Source organism: Sorangium sp. So ce302 (assembly GCF_051530145.1).
Lineage (GTDB): Bacteria > Myxococcota_A > Polyangia > Polyangiales > Polyangiaceae > Sorangium > Sorangium cellulosum_B.
Window position 1 is genome coordinate 13,096,379 of record NZ_CP150326.1, and the last position, 19,758, is coordinate 13,116,136.

General features: G+C 73.4%; 14 protein-coding genes. 7 read left to right on the plus strand and 7 right to left on the minus strand.

The annotated features are described in order from the left end of the window. Positions 1–70: 70 nt before the first annotated feature. A complete protein-coding gene (dnaK, locus tag WME73_RS49630) occupies positions 71–1,990 on the minus strand; it encodes a molecular chaperone DnaK (RefSeq protein ID WP_437743277.1) in 1,920 nt (639 codons plus the stop codon). Positions 1,991–2,576: 586 nt separating this feature from the next. Between dnaK and rpmE the strand changes: the two genes are divergently transcribed. From rpmE to WME73_RS49655, 5 genes are all read left to right on the plus strand, one after another. Further along, positions 2,577–2,783, plus strand: coding sequence for a 50S ribosomal protein L31 (rpmE, locus tag WME73_RS49635; protein ID WP_012241637.1), 207 nt, complete (start codon positions 2,577–2,579; stop codon positions 2,781–2,783). A 303-nt stretch (positions 2,784–3,086) separates the two neighbouring features. Beyond that, positions 3,087–4,205, plus strand: coding sequence for a DUF1385 domain-containing protein (locus WME73_RS49640; RefSeq protein ID WP_437914144.1), 1,119 nt, complete (start codon positions 3,087–3,089; stop codon positions 4,203–4,205). Positions 4,206–4,265: 60 nt separating this feature from the next. Continuing rightward, entirely contained in the window at positions 4,266–5,360 is a 1,095-nt protein-coding gene (gene prfA, locus WME73_RS49645; protein ID WP_437743279.1) for a peptide chain release factor 1, read from the plus strand. Continuing rightward, a complete protein-coding gene (locus WME73_RS49650) occupies positions 5,360–5,947 on the plus strand; it encodes a hypothetical protein (RefSeq protein WP_437914145.1) in 588 nt (195 codons plus the stop codon). The genes prfA and WME73_RS49650 overlap by 1 nt, the downstream gene beginning before the upstream one ends. 9 nt (positions 5,948–5,956) lie before the next feature. Beyond that, positions 5,957–6,295, plus strand: a complete 339-nt coding sequence (locus WME73_RS49655) for a histidine triad nucleotide-binding protein (RefSeq protein WP_437743281.1) — start codon at positions 5,957–5,959, stop codon at positions 6,293–6,295. A 48-nt stretch (positions 6,296–6,343) separates the two neighbouring features. Here WME73_RS49655 and WME73_RS49660 read toward each other — a convergent pair whose 3' ends face one another. Genes WME73_RS49660 through asd form a run of 3 tightly spaced genes read right to left on the minus strand, consistent with a single transcriptional unit; the run spans position 6,344 to position 11,633 of the window. Then, positions 6,344–8,398: an FAD-binding protein gene (locus WME73_RS49660; RefSeq protein WP_437743282.1), complete on the minus strand. Its 2,055-nt coding sequence runs from the start codon at positions 8,396–8,398 to the stop codon at positions 6,344–6,346. A gap of 20 nt (positions 8,399–8,418) precedes the next feature. Beyond that, the gene (locus WME73_RS49665) at positions 8,419–10,794 is read right to left on the minus strand and encodes a methyltransferase domain-containing protein (protein ID WP_437914146.1); all 2,376 of its coding nucleotides are present in this window, start codon (positions 10,792–10,794) and stop codon (positions 8,419–8,421) included. After that, positions 10,791–11,633, minus strand: coding sequence for an archaetidylserine decarboxylase (asd, locus tag WME73_RS49670; RefSeq protein ID WP_437743284.1), 843 nt, complete (start codon positions 11,631–11,633; stop codon positions 10,791–10,793). Before asd ends, WME73_RS49665 begins: the two co-directional genes overlap by 4 nt. A gap of 429 nt (positions 11,634–12,062) precedes the next feature. Here asd and WME73_RS49675 point away from each other — a divergent pair, with 429 nt between their 5' ends. Together WME73_RS49675 and WME73_RS49680 are read left to right on the plus strand one after the other, a co-directional pair. Then, positions 12,063–12,905 carry an MBL fold metallo-hydrolase gene (locus WME73_RS49675; protein WP_437743285.1) on the plus strand — a complete coding sequence of 281 codons (843 nt, stop codon included), beginning with the start codon at positions 12,063–12,065 and terminating at the stop codon, positions 12,903–12,905. 56 nt (positions 12,906–12,961) lie between these two features. Then, positions 12,962–14,443 carry a sigma-54-dependent Fis family transcriptional regulator gene (locus WME73_RS49680; RefSeq protein ID WP_437743286.1) on the plus strand — a complete coding sequence of 494 codons (1,482 nt, stop codon included), beginning with the start codon at positions 12,962–12,964 and terminating at the stop codon, positions 14,441–14,443. Positions 14,444–14,536: 93 nt separating this feature from the next. On the opposite strand, the gene WME73_RS49685 is transcribed toward WME73_RS49680, so the two are convergent. The 3 genes from WME73_RS49685 to WME73_RS49695 form a co-directional block, all read right to left on the minus strand. Next, on the minus strand, positions 14,537–15,142 hold the full coding sequence (locus WME73_RS49685) for a hypothetical protein (RefSeq protein ID WP_437914147.1): 606 nt from the start codon (positions 15,140–15,142) through the stop codon (positions 14,537–14,539). A 143-nt stretch (positions 15,143–15,285) separates the two neighbouring features. Continuing rightward, positions 15,286–16,851 carry a hypothetical protein gene (locus WME73_RS49690; RefSeq protein ID WP_437914148.1) on the minus strand — a complete coding sequence of 522 codons (1,566 nt, stop codon included), beginning with the start codon at positions 16,849–16,851 and terminating at the stop codon, positions 15,286–15,288. After that, on the minus strand, positions 16,848–19,703 hold the full coding sequence (locus tag WME73_RS49695; RefSeq protein WP_437914149.1) for a DUF4175 family protein: 2,856 nt from the start codon (positions 19,701–19,703) through the stop codon (positions 16,848–16,850). The genes WME73_RS49690 and WME73_RS49695 overlap by 4 nt, the downstream gene beginning before the upstream one ends. Positions 19,704–19,758 lie beyond the last annotated feature (55 nt).

The following is a 19,758-nucleotide window of genomic DNA, read 5'->3' on the forward strand; positions in this document are numbered from 1 at the left end:
CGCTTGGCGAACGCGCGCGGAGGAATCCGCGCTCGTCGCACACCGTCGAGGAGTGGGCTCCTCGCGGCGATCAGTTCGACTCTTCGAACTCCGCGTCGATGACCGAATCCTTCCCCTTGCCGCCGGCGGGGGGCGGCGGCTGGCCTCCCGGCGCGCCGCCGGGCGCGGCGCCGCCGCCGTCCTGCGGCGGGCCGGCCTTCTCGTACATGACGCTCGCGATGCGGTGCGCTTCCTTCTCGAGCTTCTCCAGCGCCGCGCTCACGGCCGCGTCGTCCTGCTTCTCGATGGCCGACCGCCCCTCGGCGATGATCCCGTTCAGCGCCGAGACGTCGCCCTCCGGCAGCTTGTCCTTGTTCTCGCTGATCGTCTTCTCCAGCGTGTAGCAGAGGTTATCGAGCTTGTTGCGCCGCTCGATCTCCTCGCGCCGGCGCTTGTCCTCGGCCTCGTGCGTCGCCGCCTCGTTGACCATCCGGTTGATCTCGTCCTCCTTCAGGCCGCCCGACGCGGTGATCGTGATGCGCTGATCCTTGCCGGTGGCCGTGTCCTTGGCGTGGACCGAGAGGATGCCGTTCGCGTCGATGTCGAACGTCACCTCGATCTTCGGCACGCCGCGGGGCGCCGGCATGATCCCCTCGAGGTGGAAGCGGCCCAGGGTCCGGTTGTAGCGGGCCTCGGTGCGCTCGCCCTGGAGCACGTGGACCTCGACGCTGGGCTGGCTGTCGGTCGCGGTCGAGAAGATCTCCTTCTTCTGGGTCGGGATCGTGGTGTTCCTCGAGATCATCACGGTCATCACGCCGCCGAGCGTCTCGACGCCGAGCGAGAGCGGCGTGACGTCGAGCAGCACGAGGTCCTTCACGTCGCCCGAGAGCACGCCCGCCTGGACCGCGGCGCCGACGGCCACGACCTCATCCGGGTTCACGCCCTTGTGGGGCTCCTTGCCGAAGAACTTCTTGACCGTCTCCTGGACGAGCGGGATGCGGGTCGAGCCGCCGACGAGGACGATCTCGTCGATCTGCTGCGGCGACTTCTTCGCGTCGGCGAGCGCCTTGCGGGTCGGCTCGAGCGTGCGGTCGATGAGCGGCCGGATCATCTGCTCGAGCTTCGCCCGGGTGAGCTGCTTCTGGAGGTGCTTCGGCCCCGAGGCGTCCGCGGTCAAGAACGGCAGGTTGATCGTCGTCTCCTGCACGTTCGACAGCTCGATCTTCGCCTGCTCCGCGGCGTCCTTGAGCCGCTGCACGACCATCTTGTCGTTCGAGACGTCGATGCCGGTGTCCTTCTTGAACTCGGCCGCGAGCCAGTCCATCACGAGGTGGTCGACGTCGTCGCCGCCGAGGTGGGTGTCGCCGTTGGTCGAGATGACCTGCACGACGTTGTCGCCGACCTCGAGGATCGAGATGTCGAACGTGCCGCCGCCGAAGTCGTAGACGGCGATGACCTGCTCGTTCTTCTTGTCGAGCCCGTACGCGAGCGCGGCGGCCGTGGGCTCGTTGACGATGCGCTTCACGTCGAGCCCGGCGATGCGGCCCGCGTCCTTGGTCGCCTGGCGCTGCGAGTCGTTGAAGTACGCCGGAACGGTGATGACGGCCTCGGTGACCTTCTCGCCGAGGTAGTCCTCCGCGGCCTTCTTCAGCTTCTGGAGGACCTTCGCGGAGACCTCGGGGGGCGACATCTGCTTGCCGCGCACCGCGATCGAGGCGTCGTTGTTCTTGCCCTTGCTGACCGTGTACGGGACGCGCTTCGCCTCTTCCTGCACCTCCTCGTAGCGGCGACCCATGAAGCGCTTGGCCGAGTAGATGGTGTTGGTGGGGTTCGTGACCGCTTGGCGCTTGGCGATCTGCCCGACGAGCACCTCGCCCTTGTCGTCCCAGGCCACGACGGACGGCGTGAGGCGCGAGCCCTCCTCATTCACGATGACCTTGGGCTCTTTGCCCTCCATCACCGCGACGACGCTGTTGGTCGTGCCGAGATCGATGCCGATGATCTTGCCCATGACGTTGAACCCTCCGAGAACTGTTTGCGCGACGGCCTGATGACCACGGGGGGCGAGAAGACCCGACCGGCCAGCAGGGCTCAGCTGACAGCTGCCGCGAGCCACCGCTCCAGAGCCGTCAAAACCGCTGGGAATCCGGATACTTTCGCCGAGTTTTCGCGAGCTCGCTGGCTCGCGACCGCGAAACTAACCATGTGCGCCCGAGCGTCAACGCCGCCCCTAGCAATTGCCGTGCGCGCGGGCTGGGGCTGCCCGCACCTTGACCGGAGCCCGGTCGCGCCGCACCTAAGGTGTCCGCGCTTCGCACCGCCAGCGTCTCGAGCCGGGGGCCTAGCTCCTGGGGGAAGCGCGGCGGGCTCGGCCGGCAACGCCAGGGCCGCCTCGCTGCGCGGCTTCGCGCAAACCCGCGCGAACTCGCGCAGAACTCGCGCAAACCCGCGCAAACCCGCGCAAACGATGTCGAGCGGGCCGGACGAGAACCGGACGAGACGAGAGATAGAAGAGCGGGCGCGTCTGAGGGGCTTCTTGCGGTCCAAGACGCGCTGAGCTATAGGCGCCCTCCCTCGCAACACCCGAAGGACTCACCATGAAGCCCGGCATCCACCCCGAGTACAAGGCCTCCACGATCACCTGCGCGTGCGGCGCCGTCGTCGAGACCCGCTCCACCCGCGGCAGCTTCACCACCGACGTCTGCTCCGCCTGCCACCCGTTCTACACGGGCAAGCACAAGATCATGGACGTCGCCGGCCGCGTCGACCGCTTCCGCAAGAAGTACGCGACCGCAGGCAAGTAGCCGGGCCGATCGTCCCTCTACGCCCGATATCCCTTCTTTCACCGGATTCGCCCGTCACGCCGCGCCCGCCCGGGGCGTGGCGGATGGGTTCGTTCGCCTAGCGCCCGCTAGCCCTGCGCGGAGCGTGAGCGGCCGAGACGTCGCGCGCGGCGGACGCGAACATGACAACGTCGGCACATTCACCTGTGCGGCGCTGGTCGGTCGGGCCGATGCGCTGGCCGTGTTATGCGCTAGATTGGAACGCGTATGAGCGATCAGCCTGCACGTCCGTATATCGGTGGCCAAGCGGTCATCGAAGGGGTCATGATGCGGTCGCCGAGCTCGGTCGCGATCGTCTGCCGGCGCCGCTCGGGAGAGCTCGTCGTGCGCGAGCAGCCGATGACCGCCGTCTCGAAGGGGCCGCGCACCTGGCCGTTCGTGCGGGGGGTCGCGACCCTCGTCGAGTCGCTCCGCCTGGGATCCCAGGCGCTCCGCTGGTCCGCGGACCTCTACGAGCAAGATCTCTCGGCCGAGGAGGCGGGCTCGGCCAAGGGGCCGGAGTCGAAGCGCCCGAGCGCAGGGCAGGCGGGCGGGGTGAACCTCACCTCCCTGGCGCTCAGCATGGCGGCGATCGCGGCGCAGGACGTGGAGCCCGCGCAGGTCACGGGCAGCCCCGCGCCGGGCGGCGGCGCAGAGGGGAAGAAGCGGGGAGGAGGGATGGGCATGATCCCGATCCTCTTCGCGGTCCTGCTCTTCGTGGCGGCGCCCCAGGCCGGCGCCGAGCTGGTCAACAAGCTCCTGGGCCTCGGTCTCGAGGTCACGTCGCCGGCGTTCCAGGCGATCACCGGCGTGGCGAAGCTCGCCATCGTCGTCGGCTACCTCCTGCTGATCCGCCAGATCCCCGAGGTTCGACGCGTTTTCCAGTACCACGGCGCCGAGCACAAGGCGATCTCCACCTACGAGGCGCACGAGGTCCTCGAGGTCGAGAACGCGCGCCGGAAGACGGCCATGCACCCCCGCTGCGGGACGACGTTCCTGGTCATGGTGGCGCTCGTGTCGATCGTGGTGTTCTCGGTGGCCGGGGCGTCCCTGGGCGCGCTCCTGCCCAAGCTGCCTGGTGGCCGGCTCGTCGAGAGCGTCACGTTCTTCCTGATGAAGCTGCCGTTCCTCCCGCTGATCGCCGCGGTCACCTTCGAGATCCAGCGGATCTTCGCGCGTTATTGCACCACCGGCCCGCTCCGCGCGCTGCTCTGGCCGGGGTTCCTGGTCCAGAAGATCACGACGGCGGAGCCCGAGGATGCGCAGCTGGAGATCGCCCTCGCGTCGCTCCGTGCGACGCTCTGGCGCGAGGCCTCGGTGGCCGCTCCAGTCCAGCCCGATCGGGTGTTCGCCGACTACTCCAAGCTGCTGGCCGACCCCGGCTACGCAGGCGCCCACGGCTAGCGCGCCGGCTCCGCCGGGCCCCTCGCCGCCGTCCAACCCCGCGTCGTCTTCGGATTGCAGATGCTACCTATCGCGAAACTCGAGGCGGTTCAGCGCCGCTTTCAGGAACTCGAGCACCTCATGTGCAGCCCGGCGGTGCTCTCCGCGCCGGCCGAGCTCCAGCGGCTCAACCGCGAGCGGACCGAGATCGAGCCCGTCGTCGCCGCCTTCGCCCGGCTGCGGGACGTCGAGCGGCGCATCGCCGAGGATCGCGAGGCGCTGAGCGATCCCGACCTGTCCGAGCTCGCGCAGGCGGAGCTTCCCGAGCTCGAGATCGAGCGCGAGCGGCTCGCCGCCGAGCTCGAGGTGCTCCTCCTCCCGAAGGACCCCAACGACACGCGGAACACCGTGATCGAGATCCGCAGCGGCGAGGGCGGCGAGGAGGCGGCGCTCTTCGCCGCCGATCTCTTCCGCATGCTCTGCCGCTACGCGGAGACGAAGCGGTGGAAGGTCGAGGTGCTCAACCTGAGCGAGGCCTCCGCCGGCGGCTACAAGGAGGTCGCGGCGCTGATCACGGGGCAGGACGTCTACTCCCACCTCCGGTACGAGGGCGGCGTCCACCGCGTTCAGCGGGTCCCCTCGACGGAGACGCAGGGGCGGATCCACACCTCGACCGCGACGGTGGCCGTGCTGCCCGAGGCCGACGAGGTCGACGTGCACATCGACGACAAGGACCTGGAGATCTCGATCGCCGCGTCGGGCGGCCCCGGCGGCCAAGGCGTCAATACGACGAACAGCGCCGTGCAGATCAAGCACCTGCCGACGGGCATGATCGTGAAGTGCCAGGACGAGCGCTCCCAGCTGAAGAACAAGGCGAAGGCGATGAAGGTGCTCCGGAGCCGGCTGCTCGAGCTCGAGCAGCGCCGGCAGGAAGAGGCCCAGAGCGCCGAGCGAAGGACCATGGTCGGCACGGGGGAGCGGGCGCAGAAGGTGCGGACCTACAACTTCCCGCAGAACCGAGTGACGGATCATCGGATCGGCCTCACGCTGCACAAGCTCGACAAGATCATCGAAGGGGACCTCGACGAGCTCATCGGCGCGCTGCGCACGCACCGCCAGGCAGAGCTCCTGCGGCGCGGCGGGCTCTCGGGGCCCGCGCTGGAGCCCGCCACGTGATGGGGGCGCCGTCCATCGAGAGAGGGGCGCCGCCCGTCGATCTGGAGGCGCTGCTCGTCGCGCTCGTGCTGGCGCCGTCGACCTTCTCGCGAAACCGCTTCTTCTCGCTGTACGCCGATCCGGAGGCGCGCCGGGTGCGGCGGCGGGCGGCGCTGCTCAGGAGCATCGTGCGGCAGCTGGTCGCGGGCGCGGACCGCGCCGGGCTCGCGCCCGCCGCGAGCGGCGGCGCGCTGCTCACCTACGACGTGCCGTCGCTCGGGTTGAAGCGCACCGCCGCGCTCGACGCCCTGGAGCTCGCGGTGCTCCGCATCGCGGTCGCGCGCGGGGCGGTCCCGCGGGCCGAGCAGCCGGGCGGCGGGGGCGCCGCGCCGAGCTCGGCGACAGGCGCCGCGTTGCCGCATGAGCTCCTCCCCGAGCCGGCGGACACGTCGCGGATCGAGCGCGCGCTCGCCCGGCTGCTGCCCGAGGGGAAGGCCGGCGGAGCGCTGGAGTCTCCTGGCGAGGGGGAGCCGGGAGAGCCGGACCCCGGGACCAGGGCGCTGCCGCGTGACCGGGCGCGGCGCGACTCGCAAGCACCCTGGGAGTAGGAGGCGGCCATGTGCATCTTCTGCAAGATCGCGAACAAGGAGATCCCGTCGAAGGTCGTGTTCGAGGACGAGCACGTCATCGCCTTCCACGACGTGAACCCGCAGGCGCCCACGCACGCGCTCGTCATCCCGAAGCGCCACATCGCGGGCATCGCCCAGGCCACGGCCGAGGACGAGGCCGTCCTCGGCCGGCTGCTCCTCGCCGCGCGGCGGGTCGCAGAGCTCACCGGCATCGCGGAGAGCGGCTTCAGGACCGTGGTGAACAGCGGCGCGAACGCCGGCCAGACGGTCTTCCACATCCACGTCCACGTGATGGGTGGAAGGCCGATGGCCTGGCCTCCCGGCTGAACGCCGTCCGCGCCGTCCGCGCTCCGAGGAGCGCCGCGCCGACCGCGCTCAGCGGACGCCGCGGGCGGCGCTCACCGCCGCGTCGAGCCACGCCGCCTCGTCGTCACGGAGCGACGGCTGCCTCGCCAGCGCGGTCGGCAGGGCGCGGGACCGCGACGCGCCGTGGGCACGGAGGTGCGCGGACGTGATGGCGCCGACGCGCCCACCCACGCCGAGGAACAGCGCGAAGAGATCGGGGCCCACCGCGCGCCGCGGGGCGGGCCGCACCGCGAGCTCGGCGCCGGACGCGAGCCGCGCGGTGAACCCGGCGACGAGGTGATCGACCGGATCGCTCCACGGATCCGGGGCGCCGGGGGCGCCCGCCGCGATCCACGCGTCGAGCGTCAGCTCGGGCGAGGTCGCGCTGAAGTCGATCGCCAGCGTGAGGCCGCGCTGCTCGAGGGCGCGCTCGATGTCGCCGAGGCGATCGGTACCGGCGGCGTGCACGAGCATGGAGTCGCCGTCGAGCACAGGCGCCGCGGGCGGCGGCGGCAGCGGGCGCCGCGCGGCGGGGGACGCCTCGCGCGGGAGCAGGTTGCCAGGGTTCATGACGCCGGCGGGGTCGAAGACGCCGCGGAGCGCATGGATGACGTCGACGCCGAGGCCGAGCTCGGCGCCGAGCCGCGGCGCCTTGCTCCGGCCGACCCCGTGGTGATGCGAGAGCGTCCCGCCGGCGTCGATCGCGGCGTCGAGGGCCGCCCGCCAGGCCGCGTCGTACTTCGCCTCGGCCGCCGCGACGCTCGGCGCGCTGCCAGCGAAGGTGAAGTAGATGCTGCAGCCGTCCGGGTACGCGTGGGACAGGTGAGCCATCACGAACACGTGGCGCCCGAGCGCGCCGCGCACCGCGCGGTAGAGCCCGTCGAGGCGCGACCAGGGCGCGGCGACCTCCATGGTGTCGCTGAACGCGCCCGCCATGAACACGGGCGCCTGGCGGTAGCTCACGCTGTAGCGGTGCGCGAGCCAGTGGCGCGCGGGCTCCTCGCCGAGCGGCCTGGCCCCGCCGCGCTCCGCGATCGCCGCGGCGCGGGCGAGGTCGTCCGCGCTCGCGCGCGCCGTGCCCTCGAAGATGAGGATGAGCGTCGCGCCGCGGAGCACGCGCGACCCGACGCCGTCGACGATCTGGTTGAGGAGCCCCGGCGCGCGCAGCAGGCCGCGCAGCACCGCGGCGCCGGCCCCAGGGCCGCGCGCGCCGTGCCCCCGAGCGGCCGCCCCCTCGGAGGATTCATCGGCTGCGCCGGCGTGGGCGCGCTGCCGGCGCACGGCGCCCAGCCGGGCCATGAAGGAGTCGAACGGGTCGTAGAGCCGCGAGACCGCCGGGCGGAGGCCGGCCTGGAACATCGCCCGCATCGCGTCCCATCCGGCCTCGACGCTGGGGAACGAGAACGCGGCGAACGCGCGCGCCGGCGGCGCCGGGTGCAGCCGGAGCGTCGCGGCGGTGACCACGCCGAGCACGCCCTCGCTGCCGATGAGGAGCGGCGTGAGATCCGGGCCTCGCGCGCGCCGATCGAAGCGGACGATCTCGCCGCGGCCGACGACGCACTCGAGCGACGCGACCATGTCCTCGATCTTGCCGTAGAGCCCGGAGCACTGGCCGGCGCTGCGCGCCGCGACCCAGCCCCCCACGGTCGAGCAGAGGATGGACGACGGGAAATGGCCGAGCGTGAAGCCCTCGGCGTTGAGCTCCTCCTCGAAGCGGATGCCGAGCGCGCCGGCCTCGACCTCGACCGACGGGGCCTGACGATCGAGCGAGCGGCGGCGGGAGAGCCGCTTGAGGTCGAGCACGACCGTGCGCTCGTCCGGCAACACGCCGCCGCACACGCCCGAGCCCGCCCCGAAAGGCACCAAGGGGAGCCCCTCGTCCGCGCAGAAGCGCACCACCTGGGCGACCTCCTCCGCGGAGGACGGCCAGACGATCATCCCGGGCCGGTGCTCGGCGATGCGGCCCTCCGTCACCGCGAGGTGGTGCCGCGGCCAGAGATCGCGGGCGTAGGCGATCTGATCGACGGGGGAGGCGCTGCGCGGGATCCCCGGCAGCGCGCGCGCGATCGCGGCCTCGAAGCTCATTCGCGGGGAGCCCTAGCGCCTCAGCTCCGCTCGGCAAGGACGATGAGCCGCGGCGACTCGGAGCCGAAGAAGACGCCGGGGTGCGCAGGGTGTCCGGTCACCTCGGTGACCTTGAAGCCCGCTTCGTGGAGCACCTTGCCGAGCTCGTGCAGCCCGTAGAGGCGGAGCGAGTAGTCGAGCTCGCGCGAGCGGCCGTCCTCGAACATGACGGTGCGCTTCACCTTGAGCCTGCTCGTGAAGAAATCCACATGCATTTCATCCATGCAGACGCAGCCGTCCCCCTCGAACCAGACAAGGCTCGGCTGGCGGGACGCCACATAGTCGCGGTTGACGATGTCGAGCAGGAGCATCCCGCCCGGGCGGAGGGCGCGGCGGATGCGGGCGAGGACATCCGCGTTCTTCTCGTCGTCGAAGTAGCCGAAGCTCGTCGACCAGCAGTAGACGCCGTCGAAGGTCTCCTCGAACGTCATCTCGCGCATGTCGCCCTGGAGGAAGTTCAGCTTCTGGCCGCGGTCCTGCGCTTCGTCGGCGGCGCGGGCGAGCATGGCGAGCGACAGGTCGTAGCCGACGACGCTGTAGCCGCGGCTGGCGATCTCGATCGCGTGGCCGCCTGCGCCGCACGCGAGATCGAGGATCACCGCACCCTTCTCGACGCCGAGCCGCTCCTCGATGAAATCGACCTCGCGGCGAACCACCTTGCTGTCGATCTTGTCGAGCGTGCGCAGGAAGTCGTCGCCGAAGAGCTCCTCCCACCACGGGCGCTTCCGGCGCGCGGCGGGCTCGGTCGAGGGGCCGGAATCGTGCTCGACCTGCTTCGCCGCGGGCGCCGCGGCGGGCGCCGCGGCGGGCCGCGCGGACGCGGACGGCTCGCCGTGCGACGAAGGCGCCGACACGGGCGGCGCCGACGCGGGCGGCGGCGGCACCGAGCTCGTGAACGTCGCGAGATCCGGCGATGCCAGCGCCTGCGCGCGCGGGCGCCGCGGCGGCAAGGGAGGCGGCGGTGGCTTCTTGGGGTGCGTGGCGTGCGGATCGGCCTGCGCGGCCGAGCCCGGGTGGGCGAGCTCGGCGTCGCGCTCGGGCTCGACCTCCTCGAGCTCGACCTCGGTGCTCCTCGGCGGCACGGTGATGCGCGTCGCGTCGCCCTGCGCCTGCTGGCCTTCGCCGCCCGCGGGAGAAGCGCCCGACAGCTCGGCCTTCGCCTCGGCGACGGGCTCGGACTCGGGCTCGAGCTCCGCGACCTCGTCCGCGCCCGCCCCCAGCGGCCAGTCCAAGGGGTGCGCGTCGATCTCCGGCGCCGAGGCCTGCCTCCTGGGCCGCCTTCGAGGCTGCGGCTGGAGGGCGTCGAAGGCGGCGTCGCGCGCCGTCGGCGGGCCCTCGGAGAGGCCTTCCGGGAACGACTCGAGGCCCATCCCGGTCGGGACATCGTCCGGCCGGATCCTGAACTGGAGCGGCGGCCACTCGTGCTCCGCCGGATCGGTCAAGAGCGGCGGTCTGGCGGGCTCGATGGCCAAGGTGACCGGCGGCACCGGCGGCAGGTCCGACTCGATGTTGACAATCTGCAGCGGCCGGATCACCGCGACCGAATCGGGATCGATGATGAGCCCGCTCGGCGCCGGCGTCGGCGGCATGCTCGAGGATTTCGGTGACGGGCGCGGGACCGCACGGGGCGCGACCAGCTCGGCCAGGTTCGCCGCCGCCGCCGTCGCCGCCGCCGGCTTGCTGGGGGGCCTGGATCCATCCAGCGCGGGCTCGCTGGGATGCCTGGGGGCATCGAGCGTCGGGTAGCTGGGCCGCCTCTCGGAGGCGCTAGGCCACCCGTCGTCGTCCGCCTCGTCGCGCGAGCGCTGCGCCGCGGCATCCTCGGGCACGGTGGCGCGGTCGTGCGTGGCGACCTGATCGTCGCCCTGCTGCGCTGCGTCTCCAGACACGTTCACGAGCCGTCGCGAGCGCCGTCGCCCGGTCTTCGCGCCCTCGCCGCGCTCCACCTCCGCCGCCCGCTCCACCTCCGTCGCGAGCGACTGCCAGGACCGCCTGGAGCTGGGGTTCGTCGGCAGGGGAGCGCCGTGCCGCGAGCGCTCCGTGGGCGGTCCGGCGATCCGCGGGTCGAGATCGAGGTCCGGGATCTCCGCGATCTGCCCGCTGGAGCTCCCGTCCGCGATGCCCGCGATGACATCGAGGCGCGGCAGCGGCGTCGTCGTCGCGAGCTGCGGGCGCGCGCTGGGCGAGCGCTCGGGCCGTGGAGCGGACGCTCGCGCGAGGAGCGAGCCCTGCTCTCCCTGCGGCGCCGGTGCGGCCGCGTTCCCTGCCTCGCCCGGCAGCGGCGCGCCGGGCTCTCCGGAGGCGCCGCCTTCCTGGGCGGGCGTAGCCAGGGGGTTGCGCGGCCGCTCGCTCGTCATCGCTGGCCCCCTCCGTCCAGCGGCTCGCCGTAGAGGATCGGCCCAGGAGCCCTGCTCCAGGGGGGCGCCACCCCGCGCTCCACGAACATGACCGCGGTGGATCCGAGGTGGAACTTGCCGATCTCCTCGCCGCACGCGACCGGAAGCGCCGGCGAGATCGTGTGCAGGCCGAGCGGCACGTCGCGCGCGTCGACGGCGCTCACCGTGATCCGTCCGACGATCATCGCGCCCACCATCACCACCGTAACGCGCCCCTGGCGCTCCGTGTCGATCACGATCGCGACGCGCCGGTTGCGCGCGAAGAGGCCCGGGACGTGGCGTTCGCCGATCGCGTTCACCGGGAACAGCTCCCCCGGCATCGAGCGGATGAGGCTCACCCGCCCGGCGACGGGCGAATGGACCCGGTGGTAATCGCGGGGCGACAGGTAGACGATCGCGAACTGCCCGCCGTCATAGCGCGTGGCTTCTGCGGGGTCGCCCACGAGGTCTTCCACGCGGTAGGGCTGCCCTTTGATGGTCAGCCGCCCGCCCTCGGTCACGGGGCCGATCGCTTCGACCCGTCCGTCGGCAGGGCTGGTGATGGCTCCGGGATCGGAGCAGACAGGGCGCATCCCCTCGCGGAGCTTGCGCGTGAAGAACGCGTCGAAGCTCTCGTAAGGGCTCGTCAGCACCTCGGCGGCGTCCATGTCGACGCGGTACGCGCGCGCGTAGAGCTTCACCACCGTGTTCAAGACGGCGGCGGGTGCTCTGGCGTCGCAGAGGCGGCCAACGGCCCGGGTAATGCGCTCTCGCGGAAGCACCCGCAACAGCTGTGCGGCGGCGTAGGTGGCAACGGTCATTGTGCGGAGCAGCGGTAACGATGCGGGAAAGAGAGCGGTGCAGGAATGCTAGGCCTCAGGAAGGACCTTGGTCAACGCTCGGGTCAGGCGAACCTTCCAGCGTCGGCGCGGTCCCCAACCAGCGAGGGAGCTCAGCCTTGACGCGACGCACAGCGCGATCCGAGGCGCGACGCCAGGCCCGTCCCCCGCGCCCCACGTTTCTCCACGTCGCTGCGAGCGCGTCAATCGCGAAGCGCCGCTCCGCGCAAATGGGGGCGCGAGGGCCCGCGGGCCGTCCGCTCGACGCGCTCCATTCTGAAGCGGCGATCCGGACCTCGCGCTGCAACTTCGATCGACCTCCGCGGGCGCAGCAGAAAAGCTGAGCGATTTCAAGTACATGCCTCCTGGCACGCCGCTCGCTGAAGAGGGCCGAGGAGGCTCGCAACAACGATGGAGATCAAGTTCTGGGGAGTTCGCGGGAGCATCGCTTCGCCTGGGCCGGAGACGGCTGCGGTGGGCGGAAACACAAGCTGCGTGGAGGTTCGCTGCGGATCGTCACGGATCATCCTCGATGCAGGGACGGGCGTACGCAAGCTCGGAGATGCCCTGCTCCGGGAGGGACCGGTCGAGGCAACGGTGCTGCTGTCGCACCTGCACTGGGACCACATCCAGGGCCTGCCGTTCTTCGTGCCGGCGTACCTGCCGAGCTCGCGGCTGTCGTTCGTGGGCAGCGCGCACGGGGTCGGGAGCCTCCGCGAGGTGCTCTCGACGCAGATGGCCGCGCCGAGCTTCCCCGTCCGCATGGACGAGCTCTGCGCGCAGATCGCCGTGCGGGAGGCGCGGCCGGGCGAGGCGTTCGATGTGGGCGAGGTGCACGTGCGGATCGCCAAGCTCAACCACCCGGGCGGCGTCCTCGCCTACCGCGTCGAGCACGAGGGCCGCAGCGTCGTCTACGCGACCGACACCGAGCACTACGCCTGCGTCGATCCGGCGCTGCGCGCGCTCGCGGACGGCGCCGACGTGCTCATCTATGACGCGCAGTACACCCCGGAGGAGTACCGCGGCGACGGCGGGCGCTCGAAGGTCGGCTGGGGGCACTCGACGTACGTCGCGGGCGCGGAGATCGCGCGGGCGTGCGGCGCGCGGAAGCTCGTCCTGTTCCATCACGACCCGCAGCGGACGGACGCCGGCGTCGCGGAGATCGAGCGCCTCTCCCGCGAGCTCTTCCCTGGCTCGGTCGCCGCGCGCGAGGGGCTCTGCATCCACGTCGAGGCCCTCGCGCGGGCCGCGTGATGACGCGGATGACGACAAGCGCGGCGCCCTCTATGCTGGACGCTGCTCCGCTATCCATGTCGCGCCTCTCGCTGCTCGTCGATCTCGCCTCCCTCCTCGCCCGGGAGGTCGACTTCGACGCCCTCCTCGGCACGGCGTGCGAGCGGCTCGCGAAGGCGCTCCGCGCCGACCGCGCGACGATCTGGCTCGTCGACGCCGAGCGCGGCGATCTCGTGACGCGCGTCGCCCTGCTGCCCGAGCTCCCCTCGCTCAGGCAGCCGCTCGAGCGCGGCATCGCCGGGCACGTGGCCACGACCGGACAGGTCGTGCGCGTCGACGACGCCTCGCGCGACCCGCGCTTCGATCCGTCGGCGGACCGGGCGACGGGCTACACGACGCGCTCGATGCTCGTCGCGCCCATCCGCGAGGACGGCGCCGCGCCGGTCCGCGGCGTCGTCCAGCTGCTGAACCGCGCTGGCGCGCCCTTCGACGAGGAGGACCAGCGCTACCTCGTCGCCCTCGCGACGCAGCTCGCCCGCGCCCTCTCGCTGACGACGCTCCGCGCTGCCGAGGGCGGCGGCCCGGGGGTCGTGCTGCAGGGGCCGTTCAACCGGATCGTCGGCCGGAGCGAGCGGCTGACCGCCGTGTACGAGAAGGTCCAGCTGGCGGCCCAGACCGACGCGACCGTGCTGCTCCGCGGGGAGACAGGCACCGGCAAGAGCCTGTTCGCCCGGGCGATCCACGTCAATTCGCGGCGCCAGACGAGGCCCTTCGTCACCGTCGACTGCACGACGCTGCCGGCGCAGCTCGTCGAGAGCGAGCTCTTCGGCCACGAGCGGGGGGCGTTCACCGGCGCGGACCGGCGCGTGCCGGGCAAGGTCGAGCTCGCCGAGGGAGGCACGCTGTTCCTCGACGAGCTCGGGGACCTGCCGCTCGACATCCAGGGCAAGCTCCTTCGCTTCCTGCAGGACCGTTCCTTCGAGCGCGTCGGCGGTCGCCAGTCGCTCCGCGCCGACGTCCGCGTCGTGTGCGCCACGCACTGCGACCTCGAGCGCGCGGTCGCCGAGGGGCGCTTCCGGAAGGACCTCTACTATCGCGCGCGCGTCGTCGAGATCGATCTGCCGGCCCTGCGCGAGCGCGGCCCCGACGACGTCGAGACGCTGGCGCGGCACTTCGCGGACGTCTACGCGACGAGGTACGGCAGGCCGTCGCCGCGCTTCGATCCGGACGCGCTCCGCCACCTCCGCGCTCATACGTGGCCAGGCAACGTGCGCGAGCTCGAGCACTGGGTCGAGAGCGCCATCGCCCTCGCGCCGGACGGCCGCATCTCCGCGGGGCACCTCCCGACGCGCCGGGGCGAAGGCGCCCCGCCGCACGCCGCCGCGGCGCCCGAGGGCGACGCGCGGGTGGCGCTGCCGCTGGGGCTCACCCTCGACGAGGTGACGCGGCGCTACGTCGAGGCGATGGTCCGGGCGTGCGAGGGGAACAAGACGGAAGCGGCGAAGCGGCTGGGCGTCGGCAGGAACACCCTGGCGCGCGCGCTCCGCGCGAAGCACTGAGGCCGCGCTGTGCGCGCGACCTCCTCCGGCCCGACGCACGCGCCGCGCTGGGCCCGCGGAGACGCGGGCCGCGGGGCGCAGGCGCGACCCTCCTCACCCCGGGTCCACCGGGAACGTCAGGCCGATCCCGGCGATCGCCGCGACGGCCGATGTCTTCCACCGCGCGGCCGCGCCGGCCGTGAGCAGAGGGCGCGCCAGGACGACGTGCAGCTCGAGGAAGCTGCGCAGCTGGAGATACCGCGCGATGCGCCACTCGGCGCCGCCGCGCGCGCCGGAGGTGAGCAGCCAGAGGACGTCGCCTTCCGCCTGGGTGACGCTCTCTGAGACGGGCGCGCGGACAGCGCCGAGCTGGACGACGTTGCACAGGAAGACGTCGTCCCGGTGCCTGCAGAGCGACATGACCCCCAGCCCGGCGCTGATGCGCCGCGGCCCGGCGCTCGGCAGATCGCTCGGAGGGCCGCCCAGCGCGACGAGCGCCCGCGCCTCGAGCGACACGGACAGGTCGGACCAGCGGAGAGCGGCGGCGGGCGAGAGGCCGAGGCCCGCCGTCGGTGTCAGGCCAAATGCCAGCACGGAGGACGCGCTGAACTCGCTGTGCACGCGCGGCGGCGGCGCGCGCTGCGTGCCGTGGGCGTAGGCCGGGGCCGGCAGGGCGAGGCCCAGCGCGATCATCAAGGGGATGCGACCAGGGTTCGGCATCCCGCGCACCGTAGGAGCGCGCTCCGGCGCGACGGAATCCGGAGCGGGCGCCCTCGCGAACAAACCGCCGCTCGCGCGCCATTGCGTCGAGCGGCGCTATTTCCTCGGCTCGCCGTCTTTTTTTGGATCTCGGACGCGACGGGCTAGCGCGCCCTGCGGCGCGCGGCCTCGCAGAGGGCCGAACGGAGGGGATCGCCGGGGAGATCGGGCGGCAGCTTCTCCTCGCAGGCCACGTCGGGGTTCAGCGGATCGAGCGCCGTGCCCGCCGAGAAGGCGCGGTCCCCGTCGGGGCCTCCGTGGAGCAGCCCGTGCAGCGACCACCACCGGCCGTAGCGGCTGTGCACGTCCTCCACCCGCTCGACGAGGGGCGAGGCGCTCGCGCGCTCGCCCGACGCCAGCAAGGCGGCGGCGAGGAAGCAGCGCACCGCCGGCTCGTGCGGCGCGAGCGCCTGCGCGCGCGCGTGCTGGACCGCGGCGGCGGCGTGGTGGCCGCGGTCGTGGAGCAGCTGGCCGAGCCGCACCCGCTTGCTCACCTCCTGCCGGTGCGGCATGTCCGCGCCGGGCGCGAGGTCGAGCGGCACGTCGGCCGGCAAGCTGGCGAGGTAGGCGCGCCAGCGCTTGTCCCAGGCCGCGAGGTCCGCGCCGGAGATCTCGGCGATCGCCCGCTCGAGGTCCGCGTCGCTGCTCGCGTCCTTGAGCCGGCGCAGGAGCTGCGGCAGCGCCGTGTCGCCCGCCTCCCTCGTCCAGTAACGGATGAAGCTCGCGACCTCGGCGAACACGACCGCCGCCTCCTCCGCGCTCGGGAGCATCGCGATCGAGGGGCCGATCTTGTCGAGCGGACGCCCGAGGCCCCTCTGGATGCCCAGGAAGGCGATCGCGTCCGCGGACGGTACGTCGTCCAGCGGGTCGGGCTCGCGCCAGCGGACCTCCTCGCGCTTGGCCACGCCCTCCTGCAGCCACAGCGGGGCGTTGTCGCGCGTCCCGCGCGACAGGGCGAGGTGGGTTATCTCGTGCGCGAGCGTGTCCAGCCAGGGATAGCCGCTCGGCGTGGCGCGCGGCGAGAGCATCGTCACCCGCCCCCACTTGGCGATGGCGACCGTGCCCGTCGTCCGCGCCGCGTCCTCGGGCAGCCCCGTCATCGCGGAGAGCGTGAACTGATCGCGGACGAGATCGATCCGCAGCGGCCGGAGGAGCTCGACGCCGAGGTCCTTCGCGAGCACGTCGCGCGTCCTCGCCGCGACGTCGACGAGGAGCGGCACGAGCGCGCGATCGTCGTCGTCCTGGAGCCGCACCCAGACGCCGCGCTCCTCGTCGTTCACGACGACCGTCGCCGCGGTGGCCCGGGCGCAGCCGCGCGCGATGTCCCCGAGCGCCGCGCCCTCGGCCGTCGCCGCGAGATCGGGGCGCGCGAGGATCGCCGAGGCGGCGTCGCAGTCGCCCTCGTAGATGGCGAGGCGGCCGCGCTCGAGCGCGAGCGCGAGGTCCGCCGGATCCGCGTCCTTCAGGGCGTCCCGCGCCGCGGGGACGTCGATCTCCAGGATCGCGGCCCGGGCCCGCGCCGCGCGATCGAGATCGCCGACCGTGAGGCGTCCGGACGCGGTCGCCGACGCCGTCGCGAGCCCGGCGAGGATCGCCGCCCGGAGGCCGCGCCTCGCGATCGCCGTCGCCCCGCGCCGAGCCGTGGCCGCCCCGCCGCCTGTGCGCGTCATTTCAGGAGCCCCTCCGCGTAACGCTTGACCGCCTCTCGCAGCCGCGGCTCCGAGGTCCCCCCGAGCCCCTCGAGCACGCGACGGCGGAACTCCTCGGGGCCCCTGTGCTTGTCCTTGTCCGGGATGTCGGCCTTCCTCGCCATGTTTCGATCCCCTTCCGACTCGGCGTCGCCGTCCTGACCCTGGTCCTCGCTGCGCGACATCTCGAGCAGCCGCTGCGCGTCGCGCTGGCGCTCGTTGCCGCCCTCGCCGTCCCCCTCGGCGAGGGCGCGCTGGGCGTCGCGCATCGCCTGCTCGGCCTCGTCGAGGCGATCGAGCATCTCCTCGGGCATGCGGCCGTCGCCGCGCTCGCCCCGCTTGCGGAGATCGCGCGCGCGGTCAGCGAGCGACCCCTCGCGCTGGCTCGACTTTCCAAGGCCGTCCCGCGCCCGCTCTGCCGCCGCCTGCCGCAGCTTGCGCAGCGCCTCCTCGGCCCAGGCCAGCTCCTCGGCGAGCGCCTGCTGCGCCTCGCCGGCCTCGCGAGCGGCGCGCTCCTCGGGGAAGAAGCCGCCGGCCTGCGCGCCGAGCCGCTTCGCGTCGCCCAGCGAGCGCATCGCGCCCCGGCCGCTCGTCACCGCTTCCTCGGGGCGGCCCTGCTCCAGCGCGCCGGCCATCGCCTCGGCCTGCTCCCTGCCAGCCGCCGCGGCGGACTCGGCCGAGCCCGGCGCCGCGCCCGGCTGCGGCAGGTCCCGCACGGCCTCTCGGATCGCCTCCGCGTGCTTCTTCGCCTCCTCCCGGAGCGCCGCGATGTCCTCGGGCCGCGACGCGCGCGAGAGCTCCTCGGCGACCGCGTTCGTCTCGGCGGCGTGATCGCGCGCGAGCTCCTCGAGATCCCGCTCGCTCTGGGCGACGCTCTCGTCGGCGTTCGACGCGTCCCCGGGGTCAGGCCCGCGCGGCGCGCCCGACTCCACCCCGCCGCGGCCGCCGCCGCCGAACGAAGGCTCCGGCCGCCTGAGCCGGGCCGCGAGGTCGCGCGCCGAAAGCTCGGCGTGCAGCCAGTCGCTGGCGCCGCGGGCGCGCGCGATCCGGCGCAGGTCGTTCGCGACGATCTCGCCGAGGTCGAGGCCGAGCTCGCCGAGCTTGCCGAGCTCGACCCCCCCGCCGCCCAGCACCGCGACGGCAGCCTCCAGGCGGACCTCGCCGCCCTCGCGGTCGCCGCTGCCCAGGAGCTCGGCCGCCGCCGCCGCCTCGTCCGCGACGTCGGCGAGCCGCTGCGCGACGGCCCGGGCGTCGCGGTGGCCCAGGCCGCGCAGGCCGGCGTCGAACGCGAGCAGCGCGCCCTCGGTCTCGTCGAGCAGCTCCTGGTGCGCCGCGCGGGTCGTCGACTTCCGCTCGGCGGCGAGCGCCGTGTCGAGCCGGGCCAGCTGACCTCGGGCGAGCGACGCGACGCGCCCCCGCACCCGCAGCCCGCCGTGATCCGCGGAGAGCGCCGCCTCGACCGCCGCCTTGGCCGTCGCCTGCACCTCGGCCTCGTGCGCCGCGTGCGCCTTGGCGCCGCCCGCCTCCGGCGTCCTCTGGCCGATGCGGTCGGCGAGCAGATCCGTGAGGGCGTCGCGCGCCTTCACGAGCGCGGCGTAGCGCCGCGCCTCGGGCTCGCCCACCTGCGGCGGGACGACCAGGATGGCCTCGCTCCTGCCCCACTTCGGGCCCTCGATAGGATCGTTGTCCCGCGCCTCGATCCGCACCTCGACGGGCACGTACGTCCTGCGGAAGAAGGGATCGCGCGCCCGGAGCTCGTAGCCTCCGCGGTCGACCTTCGCGTCCGCCGCCGGCCGCGAGAGCACCCGCCGCTCCTCCTTCGCTCCGGCGCGCAGGACGAGATCGACCTCGCGCAGGCCGTGATCGTCGGTGATCTCGTAGCGGAGCGGGATGCTGGGCTCGTCGAGGAGCTTCACCGTGCGCGGCGCGCCCTCGAGCGTGACGCGCGGGGCGTCGTCCGGGATCGACACGACGCGCTGCGCGTCGGCCTGCCGGACGCGCACCTGCCCGAAGCGCGCGGCCGCCTGGAGGGTCGTCGACTCGCCGAGCGTCCAGCGGGCGACGACGCTGCCCTTGCCGTCGTCGACGAACGGCACCTCGGCGCCGCCGTCCGTCAGCACGAGCGCGCGCCCCGCGCGGACGGGGCGGCCGCGCACCGTGATCACGGTCCCTCGGGGCTGCATCGTCGGGGCGAACGGCAGGAGCTCCTCCGCGCCCTGGTGCAGGTACTCGGGCGGCGCCGCCGTCATCTCGACCTCCTCGATCCACGGCAGATCGAGGGGAGCCTCGCCGCCGCGGGCGGCGAGGACGTCCAGCCCCTCGACGACGCGCGACGGCTCGATCGCCGCCGCCGCGAGCGCCGCCGCGCCGAGGGCGAGGCCCGCGCTCGCCCACCGCGTCGCCGCCTGGCGCGCGCGCTCGACGACGCGCGCCTGCGAGGCGCGGCCGAGCAGCCGCCGGAGGTGCAGGCCGGCGAGCTCCGGCGAGCCGACGCGATCGTCGGCCGCGGCGCGATCCGCGAGCGTGAGCGCCCGCAGGGTGGCGGCGCCGAGCGCCTCGTCCGTGCGACCGATGATCTCGCGCACCGTGCGCCGGGCGTCGCCGCGCCGCAGCCGCACGAGGATGGCCCGCGCGGCGATCGCCGCGAGCAGCAGCGCGAGCCCGGCGCCGGCGAGCCCGCGGGCGAGCGGCGACCCCACGCGCGCCACGTGCGCCGCGCCGAACAGCCCTGCGCAAGCGGCCGCGGTGAGCGCGCGGCGCGCGGAGGGGCCTACCTCCGCATCCCAGACGGAGCGCAGCCGCGCGATGGACAGGGCCGGCGCCTCGTTATCCATGGAGAGGCAAGGGTAACCGGCGGAAGGAGGTGGTCCAGCGGATCGGTGGGATCCC

Bases quoted from the DNA above. Each gene is read 5' to 3' on its own strand.
- dnaK (WP_437743277.1), bottom strand. From the start codon at position 1,990: ATGGGCAAGATCATCGGCATCGATCTCGGCACGACCAACAGCGTCGTC.
- rpmE (WP_012241637.1), top strand. From the start codon at position 2,577: ATGAAGCCCGGCATCCACCCCGAGTACAAGGCCTCCACGATCACCTGC.
- WME73_RS49640 (WP_437914144.1), top strand. From the start codon at position 3,087: ATGATGCGGTCGCCGAGCTCGGTCGCGATCGTCTGCCGGCGCCGCTCG.
- prfA (WP_437743279.1), top strand. From the start codon at position 4,266: ATGCTACCTATCGCGAAACTCGAGGCGGTTCAGCGCCGCTTTCAGGAA.
- WME73_RS49650 (WP_437914145.1), top strand. From the start codon at position 5,360: ATGGGGGCGCCGTCCATCGAGAGAGGGGCGCCGCCCGTCGATCTGGAG.
- WME73_RS49655 (WP_437743281.1), top strand. From the start codon at position 5,957: ATGTGCATCTTCTGCAAGATCGCGAACAAGGAGATCCCGTCGAAGGTC.
- WME73_RS49660 (WP_437743282.1), bottom strand. From the start codon at position 8,398: ATGAGCTTCGAGGCCGCGATCGCGCGCGCGCTGCCGGGGATCCCGCGC.
- WME73_RS49665 (WP_437914146.1), bottom strand. From the start codon at position 10,794: ATGACGAGCGAGCGGCCGCGCAACCCCCTGGCTACGCCCGCCCAGGAA.
- asd (WP_437743284.1), bottom strand. From the start codon at position 11,633: ATGACCGTTGCCACCTACGCCGCCGCACAGCTGTTGCGGGTGCTTCCG.
- WME73_RS49675 (WP_437743285.1), top strand. From the start codon at position 12,063: ATGGAGATCAAGTTCTGGGGAGTTCGCGGGAGCATCGCTTCGCCTGGG.
- WME73_RS49680 (WP_437743286.1), top strand. From the start codon at position 12,962: ATGTCGCGCCTCTCGCTGCTCGTCGATCTCGCCTCCCTCCTCGCCCGG.
- WME73_RS49685 (WP_437914147.1), bottom strand. From the start codon at position 15,142: ATGCCGAACCCTGGTCGCATCCCCTTGATGATCGCGCTGGGCCTCGCC.
- WME73_RS49690 (WP_437914148.1), bottom strand. From the start codon at position 16,851: ATGACGCGCACAGGCGGCGGGGCGGCCACGGCTCGGCGCGGGGCGACG.
- WME73_RS49695 (WP_437914149.1), bottom strand. From the start codon at position 19,703: ATGGATAACGAGGCGCCGGCCCTGTCCATCGCGCGGCTGCGCTCCGTC.